The organism is Sporosarcina sp. Y838 (assembly GCF_056786515.1).
The window spans coordinates 1-20,450 of sequence record NZ_JBXCJD010000014.1 but is presented as its reverse complement, the minus strand read 5'-3'; the positions used below and the strand labels follow the sequence as shown (position 1 = coordinate 20,450).

At 41.1% G+C, this 20,450-nt stretch carries 15 protein-coding genes; 2 read left to right on the top strand and 13 right to left on the bottom strand.

Annotated features, from left to right (window positions below; translation table 11 throughout):
- Window positions 1-1,004: 1,004 nt before the first annotated feature.
- The 3 genes from AC1TO4_RS14840 to parE all read right to left on the bottom strand — a co-directional run bounded on the left by AC1TO4_RS14840 (window position 1,005) and on the right by parE (window position 6,743).
- A complete protein-coding gene (locus tag AC1TO4_RS14840) occupies window positions 1,005-2,222 on the bottom strand; it encodes an MFS transporter (RefSeq protein ID WP_482105979.1) in 1,218 nt (405 codons plus the stop codon).
- Window positions 2,223-2,340: 118 nt separating this feature from the next.
- Window positions 2,341-4,770 carry a DNA topoisomerase IV subunit A gene (gene parC, locus AC1TO4_RS14835; RefSeq protein ID WP_482105978.1) on the bottom strand — a complete coding sequence of 810 codons (2,430 nt, stop codon included), beginning with the start codon at window positions 4,768-4,770 and terminating at the stop codon, window positions 2,341-2,343.
- A complete protein-coding gene (gene parE, locus AC1TO4_RS14830; protein WP_482105977.1) occupies window positions 4,767-6,743 on the bottom strand; it encodes a DNA topoisomerase IV subunit B in 1,977 nt (658 codons plus the stop codon). The genes parC and parE overlap by 4 nt, the downstream gene beginning before the upstream one ends.
- Before the next feature lie 305 nt (window positions 6,744-7,048).
- On the opposite strand from parE, the gene plsY reads away from it, so the two are divergent.
- The gene (gene plsY / locus AC1TO4_RS14825) at window positions 7,049-7,651 is read left to right on the top strand and encodes a glycerol-3-phosphate 1-O-acyltransferase PlsY (RefSeq protein ID WP_482102563.1); all 603 of its coding nucleotides are present in this window, start codon (window positions 7,049-7,051) and stop codon (window positions 7,649-7,651) included.
- A 38-nt stretch (window positions 7,652-7,689) separates the two neighbouring features.
- Complete coding sequence (locus AC1TO4_RS14820; protein WP_482105976.1) at window positions 7,690-7,983, top strand: HesB/YadR/YfhF family protein; 294 nt, start codon at window positions 7,690-7,692, stop codon at window positions 7,981-7,983.
- Between the two features lie 23 nt (window positions 7,984-8,006).
- Here the strand turns inward: AC1TO4_RS14820 and AC1TO4_RS14815 are convergent, their stop codons facing one another.
- The 10 genes from AC1TO4_RS14815 to AC1TO4_RS14770 form a co-directional block, all read right to left on the bottom strand.
- Window positions 8,007-9,482, bottom strand: coding sequence for an AMP-binding protein (locus AC1TO4_RS14815; protein WP_482105975.1), 1,476 nt, complete (start codon window positions 9,480-9,482; stop codon window positions 8,007-8,009).
- A gap of 22 nt (window positions 9,483-9,504) precedes the next feature.
- A complete protein-coding gene (fabG, locus tag AC1TO4_RS14810) occupies window positions 9,505-10,245 on the bottom strand; it encodes a 3-oxoacyl-ACP reductase FabG (protein ID WP_482102560.1) in 741 nt (246 codons plus the stop codon).
- Window positions 10,242-11,141: an intracellular short-chain-length polyhydroxyalkanoate depolymerase gene (gene phaZ, locus AC1TO4_RS14805; RefSeq protein WP_482105974.1), complete on the bottom strand. Its 900-nt coding sequence runs from the start codon at window positions 11,139-11,141 to the stop codon at window positions 10,242-10,244. The genes fabG and phaZ overlap by 4 nt, the downstream gene beginning before the upstream one ends.
- Window positions 11,142-11,154: 13 nt before the next feature.
- The gene (locus AC1TO4_RS14800; protein WP_482105973.1) at window positions 11,155-12,165 is read right to left on the bottom strand and encodes a 3-oxoacyl-ACP synthase; all 1,011 of its coding nucleotides are present in this window, start codon (window positions 12,163-12,165) and stop codon (window positions 11,155-11,157) included.
- On the bottom strand, window positions 12,165-13,169 hold the full coding sequence (locus AC1TO4_RS14795; protein WP_482105972.1) for a branched-chain amino acid ABC transporter permease: 1,005 nt from the start codon (window positions 13,167-13,169) through the stop codon (window positions 12,165-12,167). The genes AC1TO4_RS14800 and AC1TO4_RS14795 overlap by 1 nt, the downstream gene beginning before the upstream one ends.
- A gap of 4 nt (window positions 13,170-13,173) precedes the next feature.
- Complete coding sequence (locus tag AC1TO4_RS14790) at window positions 13,174-14,034, bottom strand: branched-chain amino acid ABC transporter permease (protein ID WP_482105971.1); 861 nt, start codon at window positions 14,032-14,034, stop codon at window positions 13,174-13,176.
- Between the two features lie 12 nt (window positions 14,035-14,046).
- Window positions 14,047-14,754 carry an ABC transporter ATP-binding protein gene (locus AC1TO4_RS14785; protein WP_482102555.1) on the bottom strand — a complete coding sequence of 236 codons (708 nt, stop codon included), beginning with the start codon at window positions 14,752-14,754 and terminating at the stop codon, window positions 14,047-14,049.
- Window positions 14,732-15,505 (bottom strand): ABC transporter ATP-binding protein, encoded by a 774-nt coding sequence (locus tag AC1TO4_RS14780; protein ID WP_482105970.1) that lies wholly within the window; start codon window positions 15,503-15,505, stop codon window positions 14,732-14,734. Before AC1TO4_RS14780 ends, AC1TO4_RS14785 begins: the two co-directional genes overlap by 23 nt.
- Window positions 15,506-15,602: 97 nt before the next feature.
- Window positions 15,603-16,850, bottom strand: coding sequence for a substrate-binding domain-containing protein (locus AC1TO4_RS14775; protein WP_482105969.1), 1,248 nt, complete (start codon window positions 16,848-16,850; stop codon window positions 15,603-15,605).
- A 163-nt stretch (window positions 16,851-17,013) separates the two neighbouring features.
- Window positions 17,014-20,109 (bottom strand): AfsR/SARP family transcriptional regulator, encoded by a 3,096-nt coding sequence (locus AC1TO4_RS14770; protein ID WP_482105968.1) that lies wholly within the window; start codon window positions 20,107-20,109, stop codon window positions 17,014-17,016.
- Window positions 20,110-20,450: the final 341 nt, after the last annotated feature.

Here is a 20,450-nt window from a genome sequence, read left to right as displayed (position 1 = left end):
CTAGCAACTTATTATATCTTCAGAAAATAGTTCCTACTTAAACGATTCATATATATAAAAACCTCCTATATAAATTGGTTTATCAAGTATTTTTCTTAGTACATCACTGTTCCTAGTGATGTACTTTTTTGTATTAATAATTGTGATTTTGTGTAGACTATTTAGGATTCAGAAGGGGAGCTCAGCATTCTAAAAAAGCTTCTTAAATGACTTTTATCAAAAGAAATAGCGCAAAGGTACAAAAAACGCCACTTAAGCAGCAACAATCCGTTTTCGACTTTATGTTGTATCGGCAATGGATGCAGTTGGAATATGGATCGATTGTTGTTCAGAATGTTATAGCATAGATGAATTTGAACGAGAAACCATTTGCGAAATAACTGTATATGAATTGAGGATAGCTTGATCAACCGGAAATGAAGGCAAAGTAAAAAGGTTGATCAAAATTATTCTCGCCATGAACATTCGTGAATTAGTTAGTTATTTGTCTTCGTACAAAAAAGAGGGCTAAGAACAGACCTCTTTTCATTTAAAAATATTTTAGTTTACATAATATAAATTATCGGAAGTTACGTATCATTATGTAAGTATACTTGAAACAGTGAGATAAAACGAAAAATAGTGTATTATTTATTAATATTAGCGTTTCTTGTAAATGATGAAAAACCTCTAAAAATAAAGATATATTGATTTGTGTATTAATAATTCCAGTAATACTTACAATCGTGTTTGATCCTATAAAATGATTAGCTCTGTTGTTCACTTATTCAAATACAATAAATTAATAACCTCGTGTCCGGTTTTAGCTTTTAGCAATAAAGCCATTCTTCAACTAAAATTTGTAATGACCTTATTTCCACCTTTTTAAGCAATTGAATTACGACCATCTGAACCTTAGGTTGTTTCTAATCCGAATTCAGACATATATAAAGTTATTTCATCTAAATCGGCTTCATTGTATTACTAACCTCTATATAAAACAGAAAAAAACCGCAAAAAGTTAGTTACATACTTTTTGCGGTTTTTTGGGGCTGTTCTAATATGATATTTCTTTTTTTCATCTGGATAAAGAATATTCCCGTCAAACTTAAGCTAATAACTCCGAAAACAATCACCATTGACTGCAATCCAATAATATCTAGGAACGCGCCCGCTGTCAGTAAAACTACCTGGAACATAACCCGTTCCAACATATTACGGAATGAGAAAAATCGACCATGGTACTCTTTTGGCATTTGTTTTTGGAAAATGACCATTGCTGTTGGGAAAAAACAACCTAGAGCGAATCCTAGTACTGCAAAAGCACTTAATACAATAACCAAACTCTCTGTAAAATAAAGCATGAATTCCGCTACCGCTACCAAGGATGCGAAGGAAAATAGGATTGTCGTCGTTCGCCATTTGTTCGATATGTATTTAACAGCAACCGTTCCGACCATGAATGCTATACCTTCAAATGTATAAATTAGTCCTTTAATAGATGAAGATTCCTGTATTTCACTAATGTTAATAACGATTAAATTAAATGATCCGAGAAAAAGCAATGGAATCAACGTCATTATGAGCGTCATTCCAACCGCGGGGTATGCTTTCAACACAGGAAATACTTCCATGAATCCACCTTTGTTCCCCATCGATTTAACCTCGGCCTCTGTTCCCTTCCCTTCATCGATCCGAAGCATCATAGTGAATAATAGAAGCCCTCCATAGGCTATCATCGATATCCAATAAAGCGATGCGAGTGACCAAAAGACAAGCATTAAACCCGCTAAAGCGGTTCCAAGAACTCGAGAAATCGTTGCAACGTTCATATGCCAGCCATTCATAGAGAGTAAATCATCATCTTTAACAACAAGTGGAATGGTCGCCTGCAGTGCAGGAAAGTAGAAAGTAGCAGATAGTTGAATACTAATCATGAATGCAACCATCCACCAAACAGATCCAGTTGAAATCGCGATGAGCATAAAGATTACACTGAGTAAACGGCCTGCTCCTGATATGAGAAGTACAGTTTTTTTCCTCGACTGGTCAATAACTTTACCAGCAAGTGGTCCTGCAATAATTCCAGCGAGTAGACCAATCGACATAATTAAGGCTTTAACAAAATCAGAAGGAATTTTTTCTTGCATAAACTCAAGATTACCGATAATCCCCGTCCATAATCCTAAACCAGCAATCATTTCTCCTGTTAAGATAATCCAAATATTACGATTTCTCCACATACACTATCCCCGTTCTCCTAATGATATTAAATCAGACTTTTATTTCGCTTATCGAATTAGTATACGTTAGGACAAATTAAAAGTCATGGGTATATACTCCCATGACTTTTACAGTAAATTATTCGATTTCAGCTTTAGGGTCTTTATATATTATTGTTATGCTACCCTCTTTTTTCTCATCTACTATGCTGCTACCATTTGAATAACGGTCGACAGGTCGCAATGATCCCGCTACGATAGGAATTTTACTACCCTTTTCCGTTGTCAAAACAATAATCTCATCATTTTTCACCAATAAGGCCCCGATAACCCGGTATGGATTTGACTTTAGCTCTTTAAGAACAACAACACCACGTTGTGCCCTTGAAGCACTTTCAAGCTCTTTCAAGCCCATTCTTTTCACACTACCGCGCTGTGTTGCAACCAGAACAGAAGATCCGTCATCTTGATTGATTTCCATTGCAACAAGCTTATCAGCCTCTTTAAGGTTAATGCCACGCACGCCGGCAGTCCTTATGCCTGTTACGGATAACTCAGTAAGAGGAAAACGAAGAGCGTATGCCTGTTCTGTGAATAGAATGACATCCTCGTCTCCTTTGACAAGTCTCGCATCAATCATTACATCATCTTTTTTAATCCCCATCGCTTTAAATGTTCGGGAATAGCGTTGGACTTTGAAATCGACAAGTTTTGATTGTTTGATTAACCCATTTTGAGATGCTGTTACAATTAACGCTTCTTGATCGAAACTCTCAAGGCCAATTGCCGCAACAATCGTTTCATTCTGCCCAAGTGGAATGATACTTGAGATATGTTGCCCAAGATCTTTCCATTTAATATCTGGTAGCTCATAAACGGGCTGATATAGATAGTTCCCAGCTGATGTGAACAGCAAAAGATGATGTTGCGTGTTCATTGGCGCTTCTAATAGCGTGTAATCAGATTCTTTCATCTCGTGTCCGGAGCCGTTTGAAGCGCTATGAGAACGAACGCTCGTGCGTTTTATATAGCCGTCTTTCGAAACCGACACAATCACTTCTTCGCTTGGTACAAGAATATCTAAATCGACTTTAATTTCTTCGATTTTTTCCTCAATTACAGAACGTCGCGGTTCAGCAAACTTTTTTCGGATTTCAAGAAGTTCTTTTTTAATGACAGCAGATAGCTTTTTATCACTTTTTAAAATTGCATCGAGCTTATCAATCAGTTTCCGAAGTTCGGTATCTTCTTGCTGCAACTCAGTAATATCAGTATTCGTTAGTTTGTAAAGCTGTAGCGATACAATTGCTTCAGCTTGTACTTCAGAGAATTCGAATTTCGAAATGATATTGTTTTTTGCATCGCGTTTATCTTTAGATGCACGTATCGCTATAATCACTTCATCCAAAATTGATAGAGCTTTCATAAGCCCTTCTACGATATGTAGGCGGTCTTGTGCACGTCCTATGTCAAATCGTGATCTACGTGTAACAACTTCTTTCTGATGTCCTATATAGGCATCCAATAGCATTGGTAGCGACATTAAAGTTGGTCTGCGCCCAGAGATAGCTATCATATTAAAGTTGTACGTCACTTGCAAGTCTGTATTTTTTAGTAAGTATTGTAAAATAGCGTTGCCATCGATATCTTTTTTCAACTCGATAACAATCCGAAGACCTGTCCGGTCCGATTCGTCCCTGACATCCGCGATTCCGTCTAGCTTACGATCCAGACGTAGCTCGTCCATTTTCTTGACCATATTCGCTTTGTTGACGTCATATGGAATTTCCGTCACAACGATTTGCGATTTACCACCTTTTAACGGTTCGATGAACGATTTCGATCGAATGATGAAACGTCCTTTTCCGGTTTCATAGGCTGTTTTAATACCGCTCGTCCCTTGAATCGTACCGCCAGTCGGAAAATCAGGTCCTTTTATTACCGTCATTAATTCATCAACCGTAACGTCCGGATTGTCTAGACGCATTAGGACTGCGTCTAGCGATTCGTGAAGTGCGTGTGGCGGGATATCCGTTGCATAGCCTGCGGAAATGCCTGTTGAACCATTGACGAGTAAGTTTGGGTATCTTGCTGGTAAGACAGTTGGTTCAGGTTCAGTTTCATCGAAGTTTGGTATGAAATCGACTGTCTCTTTTCCAAGGTCTCGCATCATTTCTCCCGAAATAGCAGAAAGACGTGCTTCTGTATACCGCATGGCAGCTGCAGAATCACCATCTACTGAACCGTTATTCCCTTGCATTTCAACCAACATATGACGCAATTTCCAATCTTGGCTCATCCGCACCATCGCTTCATAGACAGATGTGTCGCCATGGGGATGATAGTTCCCGATGACATTTCCGACCGTCTTTGCTGATTTACGGAATGCTTTTTCATACGTATTTCCCTCATGAAACATTGCATATAAAATACGCCGCTGAACAGGTTTTAAACCATCGCGCGCGTCCGGCAATGCCCGGTCCTGGATGATGTACTTACTATATCTCCCGAATCGGTCACCGATTACTTCTTCCAACGGTAGGTCTTGGAAACGTTCCGTTAGTGTCATTCAAAATCCCCCTCGACATGTAAAAATTCATTATCCAAAATATTATGGTCTTCTTCCATACCAAAATCGACATTGTCTTCAATCCAGCGTCGCCTAGGCTCTACCTTATCACCCATAAGTGTCGTCACACGTCGCTCAACTATAGCACTGTCTTCAATAGTTACCCGAATCAATGTACGTGTTCCTGGGTCCATAGTCGTTTCCCATAACTGATCGGCATTCATTTCCCCAAGTCCTTTGTATCGTTGCAGCATATACCCTTTGCCTACTTTTTCTATCGCTTTTTCAAGTTCGGTGCCTTCCGTCCATGCGTATGCAAATTTTTCGCTCTTCCCTGTCCCTTTAAATACTTTGTAAAGTGGTGGCAAAGCGATGTATACTTTTCCAGCTTCAATCAGCGGTTTCATGTAACGGTAGAAGAATGTCAGTAACAGTACCTGAATATGAGCCCCATCTGTATCTGCATCTGTCATGATGATAACTTTATCATAAGCGATGTCTTTGACTTCGAAGTCAGAACCTACGCCGCCTCCAATTGCATGAATGATCAGATTGATTTCTTCGTTTTTCATAATATCTTCAAGTTTCGCTTTTTCAGTGTTGAGCACTTTACCACGTAGTGGAAGAATAGCCTGAAAAACTCGGTCTCGTCCTTGTTTTGCTGAACCGCCGGCCGAGTCCCCTTCGACAAGATATAATTCATTCTTCGCAGCATTTCTGGATTGTGCAGGTGTCAGTTTACCTGATAGAAGTGTTTCCGATCTTTTTCTTTTCTTACCTGAACGCGCATCTTCCCGTGCTTTTCTTGCCGCCTCACGTGCCTGGTGCGCACGGATTGCTTTACGAACAAGGGATGCACTTAAATCAGCATTTTCTTCAAGAAAATAAAGAAGCTTCTGAGATACAATTGAATCCGTGATACCACGTGCTTCACTCGTACCTAGCTTGCCTTTCGTCTGCCCTTCGAATTGTAAAATCTCTTCCGGGATACGTACCGACACAATTGCGGCTATTCCTTCACGAATATCCGAGCCTTCAAGGTTTTTATCTTTCTCTTTCAACAATCCGGTTTTTCTCGCATATTCATTAAATACTCGAGTCATTCCTGTCTTTGCCCCTGTTTCATGTGTTCCACCGTCTTTGGTACGGACGTTGTTGACAAATGAAAGGATTGTTTCCGAATAACCGTCACTGAATTGGAATGCAAACTCGACTTCTATTCCATCTGACTCACCTTCCAAATAAGCGACCTCATGTAGAACATCTTTCTCTTCGTTTAAATAAGTGATAAAAGCCTCAATTCCGGTTTCATATTGGAAGATATCGTGTTTGTCCGTACCTTCTTCCTTTATCTCAATTTTCAAGCCCTTTAACAGAAACGCGGACTCGCGTAAGCGCTCACTAATGGTTTCATAATGATATTTTAAAGTTGAGAATATGGTCGCATCTGGTTTAAAATGGATAAGCGTCCCTTTTTCACGTGTTGTTCCGATTTGTTCAAGCGTTGTAGACGGTTTTCCGCCATTTTCAAAGCGTTGAAGAAATTTCTTTCCGTCACGAAAAATGGTCACTTCCAATTTCTCAGATAGAGCGTTTACAACAGATGCACCAACTCCATGAAGTCCGCCACTCGTTTTGTAACCGCCTTGACCAAACTTTCCTCCTGCATGAAGAACTGTCAAAATAACTTCCGTCGTTGGTTTTCCAGAAGAGTGTATCCCCGTTGGCATACCACGCCCGTAGTCGCGTACACTGACACTGCCATCTGTATGAAGTGTCACATCAATCTCATTACCAAACCCAGCTAGCGCTTCATCTACCGCGTTATCCACAATTTCATAGACAAGGTGATGAAGCCCGCGAGAATCGGTAGATCCGATGTACATACCAGGACGTTTTCGTACAGCATCTAGACCTTCAAGTATATGGATTGAATCATCATCATACGTATAGTTTTCTTGTTTTTTCGTCAAAATACAACCTCCATCAAACAACTGTTCTCTTTTATATGATCGTACCGCTTCCTTTAAAGGTTGTCAAATCAACGTTTTCAGAAGCTTGCTCAATTAATTGTATAGAAGAAAGCATTTTATTGCAATGAAGACAGGAAATTGTTAGTTACGGAAATCGGCTGTTTGAGACCCGGAAATTCGAAATCTGACTGGCCCCCTTAACTTGGCTTGCCAATTCTCTACTCTCCACATGAAGCCCATTGTAGCAACTTCACGCATCTGCTAAACTAGGTCTATACATAGTCAAATTAAAAAAGGAGTACACAATGGAACTTATCATACTTTTAGTAATTGCTTATTTAATCGGCTCAATCCCTTCAGCACTCTGGGTCGGAAAACTTTTTTACAAAACGGACATCCGGCAACTAGGTAGCGGGAATTTAGGTGGCACGAATACCTTCCGTGTACTCGGTAAAACAGCGGGACTTACCGTAACAATTCTCGATATTTTAAAAGGGACGGTAGCTGCACTGTTACCACTACTCCCTGTTTTCGACAGCATTACAGTCCATCCCCTTATTCCGGGAATACTTGCGGTTGTGGGGCATATGTATCCCGTTTTCGCTCATTTCAAAGGTGGCAAGGCTGTCGCGACATCCGGCGGTGTGCTGCTTGCTTACGAATGGCCCGTTTTCATCCTTGTGCTCGTAACGTTTTTCATCGCTTTGAAAGTAACGAAAATGGTGTCTTTATCGTCAATGATTATATCTGTGGTAGGCTTTTTATACAGCATTTTTTACTACTTCCGAACAGGTGATATTTATCTGATGGTAATGATTGGTCTATTCGGTGCCTTCATCTTCTATAGACATCGAGCGAATATTGGTCGTATCAAGGCTGGAACCGAGCCAAAAGTGAAGTGGTTATAATACAATGAAAGCAGAAACGGAAAAGGCTGGTGTTTCCAATGAAGATTATTTTGTCGAACGAAGCGCTATTATGGTTTAAAGAAGAGATGGAAGTTGAACCTGGTGATGCTATCCGCTTTTTTGCAAGATATGGAGGATCCAGTTCACTACAACCGGGATTTTCCCTCGGCGTGACAAAAGAACAACCTGACGAAGTGGCAGTTGAAACGGAGCACGACAGAGTACGCTACTATATTGAAAGCCGTGACAAATGGTATTTTACTGAACATGACTTGCATGTCAAAGTAGATCCTAAACTGCATGAACTTATTTATTTGTACGAAAAAGCGTGAAGGCATAATGCCTCACGCTTTTATTATTTTTCAACCATCTCTTGTAGTATTTTTTTATTAATTTTTCCGACGTGTGTTTTAGGCAATTCTTTTAGCTCAATTACTTTTTTGGGGATTTTATATGATCCAAGAAACTTGTTACAGTGCATGGTAATGTCGTCACAATCGAAAGGGTATCCGTCTGCCATGATGATAAATGCAACGATGATTTCACCCCATAAGTCATCCTTTACCCCGACGACAGCCACCTCTTTGACCCCATCAAACAGGACGAGGCTTTGTTCAACTTCCTGTGGATAAACGTTTTCTCCACCTGTAATAATAGTATCTTTTTTTCTTCCGACAATGTAGGTGTAGCCATCGCTGTCGCATTTGGCAAGGTCACCCGTACGCAGCCATCCCTCAACTAACGTTTCAGCCGTTGCTGTTGGATTCCGCCAATAATAACTGAAAACATGGGGTCCTTTTATAAATAATTCCCCGACTTCATCTATACCACAAGGTTTCATCTCTTCATTCAATACTTTTGTGGTATTGAATAGCATGCTCTTACCAACAGATCCTATTTTCAGACAAGCTTCTTCGCTTCGGATGTAAAAATTATTTGGGCCTGCTTCCGTAAGTCCGTACCCTTCTTTGAATTTTAATCCTTTCTCATGAAATGCATGATAAATCGTCTGTGGGCAAGGAGCACCGCCAGATAAAAACACTTTCATAGTAGGAAAAGTTGACTGTCGGAAATAGGGTGTGAGGATCATAGACTGATACATCGTCGGCACGAAAAGTGAAATTGTTGCAGCGTATGTATCAGTTGCGCTCAAGGCTTCCTCTGCATCGAATGAGTTACCGACAATTACCGTTCCGCCAGCCATGAGAATAGGTATGCTAAGTGCATTCATGCCTCCGGTGTGAAAAAGTGGCATATAATTTATCGTTATATCCTCTTCTGTTAATCCCCAGCTGACAATAGTGTTCAGCGCATTCCAATTGACAGCGTCAGCTGAAAGGACGACTCCTTTTGAAACCCCTGTTGTCCCTCCTGTATAGATCATCATCCATGGGTCTTCACCTATCAGTTGTTCTACCTTGAAATCTTGATAGTCTACAGTGTTAATCGAAATTAGTGGCACTGAATTAGGAAAACGCATTTCATCAATTACCGTTTTAAACTGCTCATGGTACAGAAGTATGGAGGGGGAGCAATCAGTAAGCAGAGTGACGAGTTCAAAACGACTAAGCCGCCAATTTAGTGGGACATACAGTAAACCTGTCATTTCACATGCAAATAGAATGGCGAACAACTCTGAGCTATTCGGCGCAATAATTGCGATACGTTCCCCTTTTTTATATCTTTGTCGTTTGAAATAAGATGCCCAATGAACAATTCGCTGTTGAAGCATTGCGTACGTCCAGCTATCTCCAGTATGGACGTCTACAAGTGCAGTCCGATTAGGAGAAAGAGCGGCTCTTTTCATGATCCATCCACGGTTTGTGAACATACTTCTCCGCCCCCTTCGTTTTTCACATCATAATACCGCCGTCGACATGCAGGATGTGACCGTGTATATAATCGGATTCTTCACTTGCAAGAAATAGATAGGCATTCGCAATATCACGAGGTTTGCCTAGTCGACGCAATGATGTGGAGGCCTTCATTTCATCAAGAACCTTTTCCGGCATCTTACTGACCATTGCAGTCGCAGTGAATCCGGGGGCTACGGCGTTGACATTAATGCCTTTTCGCCCGAACTCCTTGGCCCAAGTTTTAGTCATTCCAACAATTGCCGCCTTTGTAGCGGCATAATTTGTTTGCCCGAAGTTACCATAGATACCACTCACCGAAGATGTATTAATGATTTTTCCTGATTGATTTGTGATCATATGCGGGATAACAGCTTGTGTGCAATTAAAAACACCTGTCAAGTTAACGTCAAGTACACGTTGGAAATCTTCCAGCTCCATTTTTACAAGTGTCGCGTCTCGTGTAATGCCGGCGTTATTGACCAATATATCAATCTGACCAAAGCGTTCTAGCGTATTTTCTACCAATTGTGTCACACTCGTGCGATTTACGACGTCGACTGGTAGAAAGGTCACGTCCAGACCTTTTCCTGTAAATTCCGCTTCTCGTTCTACTCCAATTGTCTCATCAAAATCCGCCATTATAACGTGTGCTCCTTCTTGCGCAAAACGTTCACATGCTGCTAGCCCGATCCCGTTTGCTCCACCTGTAATGATAGCTGTTTTTCCATCTAATCTCATGTAGTCATCTCCCACTCCAAAAATTTTTCAATCGTTTCCTTCAGGTTCTCCAAATCATCAATTAGCGGCGAATGGCCTGCGTTGTCCAACTGGATATAAGTCGCGTTGTCCCCAAGGTCCTCTTCGATTTCACGAGTCATCTGTTCCGTCACAACAAGATCTCGATTTCCTCTTAAAATGAGTACTGGAATTGTTAGGTCTTTTGCTTGATTTGTTCCCTCATGTAAACCGTTATGATGACCGCTAATATTAAATGTGTTCAATGCATGATAGACATCTGCCAGGTTTTGTTGTGTTAGCATATCATCGACATACTGTTCATATTTTTCTTCATCTGGTTTGTTATGTGTATAAATTAATGCGTTCCAAACCGCTTTCAAGCCTTCACGGTTGTTGGTGTCATATAAGTATTGAATTGCTACTGTTTTACCTACGTCTTGTGCGACTTCTTCAATGGTCACTAAACGCCGCCTTAAGTCTGGACTGCCGTCTCTCTTTGTCCCGAAAAATGGGTAACCCCGGGTAGAAGCTGAGGCAAGCAGGACGAGTTTATCGCAATATCCGGGAAAGTCCGCTTCAAACTGCATACAGACTGCTCCACCCGTCGACCAGCCAACCAATGAGAAGTCTTTCAATTCAAGCGCATCGACAAAGCCTTTTAAGTCATCTGAAAAATCTTTAATACTTGTAACTCGGTTGGTATAAGAAGATTCACCGAATCCACGAAGGTCCAGTGCATAGACTTTGTACTTCTCGTCTAACACATCCATGAGAATATCCCAATGCTTTGATGAAGTCATATTTCCATGCACAAGAATGACTATCTTTTCACCGCCAGGTCTTTCCCGAAAAGCAATTTGTTCATTATTTAGAAGTGTAACCTTTTGGAGTTCCATGCACTTCACCCCTTTACTGTTTTCCCCATTTTACAGTGACCGCTCCCCAAGCGTAGCCGATTCCAGCACTAACAAGAACAGCAATATCCCCGTCTGTCAATTTCCCTTCTTGTTCAGCAAGCTCGAGTGATAGGATTTGGTCTATTTGCCCGATATGCCCATATTCGTGTAAATAGATTGAGTTATCGTCATGTAAACCCAGTTCTCTTAAGACGAAGTCATGGGCGGACTTTTTCATATGCAATATAGCTAAGTAACCGATTTGCTCTTCCGAATAGCCACTCTTTTCTAGTGAAGTACGAATCACTTTCAGGAAATTTTGCATCGACTTTTTTTCGAGACGTGCTTTCATTCCAACCGGATCGAGTACATCAAGTCGATAGAGACCGTTTTGTAAGTCTTCGGGCGTCAAAGGCGTTTTTGTTCCTCCAATCGGTACAACAACATCTTCCGAAAAGGAACCATCTGTCATAATGTCTGATCCTAAAATGACGTTTTCAGGATGGTTCCGTTTTAATATCATTGCCGCACCTCCAGCACCTAGGTTAAACATGAAACGTGTACGTCTATTCGAATAATCGATAAAATCGCTATTTCGATATCCACCAGCTAGAAGGACCATTTCGATGGAGGGATCGGCTTCCATCATACTTTTCGCGATTTTCATAGCTGTAATGGTTGTTCCGCAACGTTGTGCTACATCGAAACCCCATGCATGGTAAGCGCCAATCTCCTCTTGAATTTTAATTGCTGCGGTCCATAGTGGGTATTCTTTATGCTCTTCCCCGATATAAATGATCAAATCGATGTGTTTTGGATCAATATTACCTTTCCTTAATGCTGCCTGGGTAGCCCAAATTCCCATCGCGACTGTATGATCATTCGCTCCTGGGATCGACTTTTGCGTGATTCCCATTTTCTTTTTGACTATATCGACGGACAATCCAGATTGGTCTGAGATTTCTTCGGCAGTCATTTTAGTTTCAGGAATATACACACCTATACTGACGATTCCAACAACCATCACAAGACCTCCTTTTTGCCTGCATTTATTGTAGCTTGTGACTTGCGTGTATTACGCTTCCATAGTTTTTCGCGTATCGTACCGACAACACCTCTCGGGAAAAAGATGACCGCAATTATATAGACGATTCCGAAGAAAATAATCCATCTTTCGAAAATCGGATAGTCTTTTGCAAGTCCCGATAAATAGTGTTGTGTCAATTCGATAATTCCTGCTCCAAGAATTGGCCCTATAAGTGTTCCAATGCCACCGATAATCGTCATAAGAAGGGCATCAAGCGTTATATCCATTGTGAGAACACTTGTATTTACGAAACGAAGTGATATTGCATAGAATGAGCCTGCGAGACTTGCAACGACACCTGCAACTATAGAAGCGATCACTTTATAATGTAACGTATTGAATCCGAGTGACTTCGTCCGCTGTTCGTTTTCTCTAACTGCGACGAGGACCCTGCCAAGTGGAGAATTGACAAATCTCCGCAAGAAAATATAAACGAGAACTAGAAATAGCAACACAACAAAGTAAAACATCATTCGATCTTTGAAAAAATCGGGCGCTTTAAACGTGAAACCATCATTGCCATGTGTCACGGTTCGCCACTTTTCCGCTAGGACTAGAAATAATCCAGAAACGGCCAATGTAAGCATCGCAAAGAAATGACTTTTCAAGCGTAATGTCAATAATCCAATAAAAAAACTAACGATACCCGCTAGAATCATACCTGCAGCAACCGACAGGATAAATACGCCCATTGTTGGCTCGATATTTTTCAGCATAACAGCTGTCGTGTATGCACCCATTCCGAAGAACATTGCATGACCAAACGAAACGATACCTGTATACCCGAGTAAGATGTCATAACTCATAGCTAGAATTGAGAAGATGAAGATTTGAGTCAGCAAAATCGTCCACGTTCTCGATTCGGAAACGAAGGGGAACGCTACAAGAGCTACGACAATGATTACGAGAAATAAGTTGTTCCACTGATATTTTCTCTTCATGCCGTCACCCCTTTGCTGTGAAAAGACCTTGCGGACGGAATATTAATACAATCGCCATTAGGATCATATTAACCGCAAGTGATAAAGCCGGTACGTAATACGCCATATAACTTCCCGCGAGTCCGACAAGAATAGCGGCAAGGAGTGAACCTGGAAAACTTCCCATACCACCGATAACAACGACGATGAACGCCAAAATTGCGAATTCCATCCCCATTTCCGCATAGATAACACCTGAATAAGGAGCCATCAGCGCACCGCCGAGTGCAGCAAGTGCCGCACCAGTCATAAAGACGAGAAGGAATACACGTTTAATGTTAATGCCGAGTGCTTGCACCATGTCTTTATTGAGAACGCCTGCACGTACGATAAGTCCGATTTTTGTTTTCTTCAATATGAACTGAAATGCACCAAAGATAAGAAAACCAACAAGGATTATGAATACACGGTATTTAATTAGAAGGATATCTCCGAATTCCCAACTACCTGCCAAATAAGGAGGTACCTTTGCGGCAATCTGGTTCGGTCCAAAGACAACTTTCAACATTTCAGTAAGAACAAGCATGAAGCCCAGAGTAATGAGTATTTGCTGGACATGGTTGCCATAAACGGGTGTAATGATAATCTTTTCAGTAATGAAACCAAGAACGATTCCCGTAGCAATTGCACCTAAAATACCAATGAAAAAACTTCCGGAAATTCCATAAAACCAGACACTGGAAAACGCTCCCCACGCAAACAAGCCACCATGTGCAAAATTGAGGACGCTCATTAATCCGAAAATCAATGTTAGTCCGGAGGCTAGAAGAAAGATAAGCATGCCCGTTGCCAAGCCATTGACCGTCAAGTTAATTAGCAATTCCATCGCACAGCCCCCTTATCCTATTCCTAAATACTTTCTTTTTACTTCTTCGTTATGGACGAGCTCTTTCATCAGACCGGAATGGACTGTTTTTCCGTCGTCTATGAGTGTGTATGTATCTCCGATGCGACTCGCCATCATGAAATTTTGCTCGACAAGGATAATCGTCGTACTTTTTTTCATTTCTGTAATGGCTTCCATCACTTTTTCAATAACAATCGGTGCCAACCCTTTGGAAGGTTCATCTATTAGTAGCAACTTGCTGTCATTAACGAAAGCTCTTGCCATCGCGAGCATTTGTTTTTGACCACCTGATAAATGCCCTCCATCCTTTTTCCAAAAGGTTTTTAAATCAGGGAAAAGCTTCAGAACATATTCCTGCCTTTCTAAAGCTGCATCATCTTCCTTTTTCATCGCAACTTTGATGTTTTCCTCTACTGTCAAATCTCCGAAAATGCCTTGGTCCTCTGGAACGTAACCAATACCTAGATTTGCAATTTCAAACGTCGCTTTTTTTGTTATGTTTTTTTCATTAAATGTGACTGAGCCCTTTGAAGCTTGCGTTAGTCCCATTATTGTTTTTAACGTAGTCGTTTTACCAGCACCGTTTCGGCCGAGCAATACACTGACTTCTCCCACCGGAGCTTCAAACGAAATACCTTGAAGGATGTGGTATTGTCCGATGTACGTGTGAATCTCTTCAACCTTCAGTAAGGGGTTCATCGTAAAGCCCTCCCAAGTAAGCATTTTGGACTTGTTCGTTATCCATAATTTCTTGCGTACTCCCATCTGCCAACAGCTTGCCGTTAAATAGCACCATAATGGAATCGGAAAGATCGAGAATCATATCCATTTTATGTTCGATTAGTAAAATTGTTTTCTGACCTGTGCCTTTTATTTGACGGATAACATCCAAAATTGCAGGCACTTCTTCCAAAGACATGCCGGCGGTCGGTTCATCAAGAAGAAGCACTTCAGTGTCTAGTGCGAGTAGCATGGCTATCTCCAATTTCCGCTTTTCGCCGTGGGACAGTTGGCTCGCAATCGCATATTCTTTTCCTGTTAAGAGGACAAGATGTAACAGCTCGTATGCTTTTTCAGTTAATTGCGGATAACTGGTGAAGTGGCGCAACAACTGATACCTTATTTTCTCCTTCGATTGAACCGCGAGGCGAACATTTTCCAAAACCGTCAAGTTTGGGAAAACGTTTGTAATTTGGAAAGAACGGCCGAGCCCTTTCCGTGTTCTTGAAACTGCGGATGATTTAGACAGGGGTTCGCCTTTGTAATAAACCTCTCCTTCGGTCGCTTTCAATTCCCCGCTAATCAAATTGAAAAACGTCGTTTTCCCTGCACCATTTGGACCAATAATTGACTTGAAATGATTTGCAGGCATTTCAAAATTCACATGGTCTATAGCTATATGCCCACCGAAACGAATCGTCAAATTTTCCGTTCTTAGAATCGGCTCCATACATTTAGCCCCCTTTCATCTGTCCCTCTCCACCTGATGAAACTCGTTCATCAGGTGGAGAGGGACAGATCCGTTTAACTGGACTGTCCCGTTTATTTTATTTATCGTTCATAATTGGTGGCTCGGTTTCATCCGGAGAAAGTTCTCGGATTAGAACAGGTACTGGATAATCGACTCCCTCTTGCTTTTCAAGTTTTATGGAATAGAGTGTTTGCAATGCTTGATGGTCTTCTTCTCTAAATGTCATTGTTCCTTTTGGCGTTTCGAATGACATACCTTCCATCAGTCCAATCAACTTTTCACCATCAGCGTCTCCACTGGATTTTTTCAATGCTTCAACGATTGCAATGGCCGCTGACATCCCTCCAGGCGTAAATAAGTCAGGAACTTCACCGTTGAACCGTTCTTTATGTTCTTTGACTAGCCAGTCGTTCACTTCATTATTCGGAAGCGTGTGATAGTAAACTGTGAAACCCTCCATGCCTACAAGCGGTTCCATAATCGAAAGTGCGGCAATGTCAGGTGCACCTGTTGAAATCTTGATGCCTTTTTCCTGCATCTTCAAATCGGAAATCTGATTCCACGGGGAGTTTGCGCCTGCCCAGACGACAAACATGTAATCCGGTTTTGCTTCAACAATTTTTTGCAAATTGGATGTGAAATCTGTTGCTGCGGGATCTGCAAATTCTTCAATAATCACTTCAGCTCCTAGGTCTTCAGCAGCCTTTTTGAAAGCGGCTACTCCGTCCCAGCCGAATGAATAATCTGGGGCGAATGTTGCAATTTTGACGCCTGGTTTTGCAATGGCGGCAGCACCAGCTACAGCATCTTGAGAAGAGTTACGAGCCGTTCTAAAAATAAATGGATTGAATTCAGAACCTGTAATACTATCTGCAACAGCAGGTTCGACAATCATGATTTTTTCGTATTCTTCTGCAAGAGGTAAAACAGCGAGTGTATCTCCTGAACTCGAAGATCCAACAAGGAAGTCCACTTCATCATCCTCTAGCAATTTCGTTGCCTTTTGAACGGCAACTTCAGGTTTCGTTTCCGTATCTTCAAAAACAACTTCAATTTTCTTGCCTGCTACTTCCATCGTGCCATCCGTCGCGTACTCTAATCCAAGTTCAAAGCCGCGAGTTGTCTGTTTTCCATACGACTCTAGTGCACCCGTTAAAGAGGCAAGCACTCCTACTTTGATGGTTCCAACTTCCTCTACTTTTTTATCGCCTTCGTCATCCGGTGTGTCCGTTGTATCCGTTGAACTACCGCCGTCCTTGCTACAAGCCGAACTAAAAACCAACATAAGGGCAAGTAATGAAACCAACCAAGTTCTCCTTTTCATGAATAAACCCCTTTCTTCTTGTCGTTTGTAAACGCTTTCTAACTAACTATTACTCTACAAAATGGCAGTTACAAACCAGTTACAGGAACAAAAGCGGATGCACCTGGTCAAAGTCAACAAGTATAAGACAAAAAAAGGGATCGCCCACTTAAAGGACGTCCCCCTACAATTCATTCATAATCATCCTGTACATCTGTTCTGTCGTCTCCATCGGCTCGATATCCAGTTCATCCTTCAGAACCACCCTACATTTTTTATACCACTTAATGGATTGTGATCTATTTTGGAGCTGGTAATGGGCAAACATGAGGAGTCTGTATGCTTCTTCCCATGTTTCATCAATACGCAGCAGTTTTTCTGCCCAGTATACAGTTTTACCGAAATCACGGAGCCGTGTATATGTTTGTGCGATTCGCTCAATCACATTGATATAGCGCTGTTCCGCCTGTTCACGTTCATCAGAAATCCAACCAATCGTTAGCTTCTCTTCGAATAACGGACCTTTATAGAGCGCGGCCGCTTTTAATAGTTGTTCAATAGCAATTAAAGGAAAACGTTCCGATACGCCGATTTCTGCGTATTTTCGAAATTTATCCAAGTCCGTTCTGATTTCCGCATCTGGATTCAATCGATACATCGTCTGTTTACGAACGATAAAATAGGGATTTCCCCTTGCGCTACGATGCGGCTCCAACACTTTCAACAATGCATTCAACGCCACTTTGAAGTCTCTATCTGCACTTTTTTCATCAGATGTATCCCAAAGTTCACGCATGATTTCTTCTTTCGGGACAAATCTTTCCCGATTCAAAAGTAAGTAAACAAAAAGTTCTTTGGCCTTATCTCTTTGCCAATTACGGTCGTTTACTTCCTCGATTCCTAGATGAAGATTAAACGGACCCAATAACCAAACTTCGATTTTGTATCCCGGGTGATTTGAAACGTCTGTTAAATTCAAGTGGCGAAAGATTTGTTGAATTTCATCATGATTGCTGCATTCACTTCCGGCCTTAATAAAGAGAGGATAGATCGATTGTCTGTCAAAAGGTGAAAAAAGTGTTTCGCTCATCAAGAAAAAGAGATAGTTAGAGTTTATGCAAAGCTCGGAAAATGATTTTGCTTGCTCTGAAAATCGGTCATCATCTTCCATTTTATCATATATACACATGAGCCAAAACGATGTAACCATTTCGCCGTAAGTGTCTCCACATTCCTTAAAAAGGCGATTCGCGATGATTGAATGCTCCAGCGACTCCTTATAATTGCCGGCGTAATAATGAACAATCGAAAGTCCAATTCGAATAAGGCTTGAAAGCCAACTGTCGTAAACTTTTTCAGTCTCGCGCAAGCCTGCATCTCCAAAACGAATCGCTTCCGCAAATAAGCCTTGCCGAGCTTTTATTAAAGATAGTCCTAAATAAGGTTCCGCTTTCCCTCTTGATACTCGGAGCTCATCCATTCCATGTATTGCTTGTATATAATGGTGCTCAGGTATGTGTAATTCAGAGGAATCATGGATTGTGGTTGCATGCCCCATCCGGATTCTACCAACCGCTTCAACAAAACCAGATTTCCCCCTTTCTCCAACCTCAATGCCTTTTGACGCACTATCCATGGCCAACTTAGCTTGACCCATCAAAGAATAAATAAGGGATAAAAGTACGTCTGTTTCTCTATGTGAATCTGGCAAGAACGAATCGTCTGTAATTCGGTCTGTAAGAATCGCTTCGGCTTCCCTTAACTTCCCGGTTCGCAGTAAAATCCTTGCGTCCAGATTTCCTTCACGAAGAACTTTTTCATCTATTTCTTCATTTTCCACCCAAATTGCAGCATCTACAGCTTTCCCTAGATTTACAAGATTCTCCGCGAATTGCCGTTTTAATCTTTCCATATCGTTGAAATTTGTCTTTACACTTCTTTGGCCGAAAGAAATAGCCTCGCGTAAATAAGGCTCTGCCAGTCCGGGCTGGATTGTGTCCAAATAAATATGAGCAATTCCGGCATTTGCCCGACTTTGGTAATGAGCGTCATCATTTACTTTAGCTAGTTGTAGACAAGCTTCGTAAGCCTGTCTTGCCTTTTCATAGAACGCGCGATATCGATGGGCTTCTCCTTCATAATAATGAAGAGTATAATAAGAATCTCGCAATGTTTTCGGAAGTTCTTTAATCGTATCAAGAAGCCAGTCGAACTGACCTAGTTTCACTAATGCGATACCTGTGTCTGCTAATTTTTGAGCAATAAATAAATCATCTTTGCTTTTAATGGCATGGTGAATAGCCTGGACAGGATTATTTTCTGAACTGTAATAGTCCGCTGCTTTTTTTTGTAAGAATATAAAACGATTAGAATCCAACGGCTCCCATTTTGCTTCAAGAAATTGTTGAAATAAAGCATGATAACGGTATGTGCCATCTTCTCCTAAAGATTGTATAAAGACATGTTGCCCGGCAAGTTCTTGAAGTACTGAAGCCGCCTCTGCTCCGTAAAATTCTTTCACTAGGAGCTCGGAAAAAACAGGGAAAATGGAAAACGCCAAAAGCCATTCTCTATGTTCTAACACCATATTTTTAAATACTTCTTCCGATAAATAAGAAAATAAATCATGCAATGCGAGCTTCATCGCTGTTATGGAAGGGATTTCAGACTCTATCATATGCACCGCCACGAGATTGACCGCTATCGCCCATCCCTCAGTTAATTGGACGATGTTTTCCGTTTCTTCTTCCGTTAACACTTTGTTATAATAATCCTCGTAGAATACCGCAATTTCTTCATCAGAAAAAACGAAATCATTCTCCGTGATTTCACATAGTTGCGCGGTCATTTTTAACTTGATAAGACTTGACCATTTGGGACGGGTCCGAGTTGCGATGATTAAGTGAATATGAGGTGGAAGGAATTCAATGATTTTTTCCATCATATAAGTGATGTGGAAGACATGATCTACATGATGAAAGTCGTCGATGACAATCGAAAATGGTTCACCAATTTCGCAAATTTCATTTATAAATAAAGTAAGCCATCTATTAATGTCCTCCTCTTTCGGGTACATCGAAGGGCTTTCCCAATCGTCGAACGAATGACCGAAATTCGGAATTGTGCGCTGAATACTGTGAATCAGATAAGTGATAAAAGGTAGGATATCATCATCCTCTTCGGTAACGCTATACCATGAATGAATGGACCGGGTATCTTTGAAGTAAGAAGATAAGCCTGAACTTTTTCCAAATCCTGCCCCACTATGTAATAATGTCAATTTTACTCGTCCGGACGTTTTCATTTTTTTTATGAAGGAAGATCTTCGCATGTATGTTGAGGTTGGAATTGGAGGTATTAATTTTGATTGAAGCACGGGAGTATAGGTCATCAGTTTATCACCTTCCAATTATTTCTTTTCTATAAGTTTAGCATACTAATGTTCTGAATTGGGTGATAGTTATTGTCGGAAAGAATCATAATTCAATAGAAAAAAAGCGTGAAGGCTCAATGCCTCACGCTTTTTTTTTGAGTGCGCCCAGCATGGGCGTAGTCTATAGGGTGCAAGTCCCGAACTGTGAAGGCAGAAGTAACAGTTAGCTTAACGCAAGGGTGTCCATG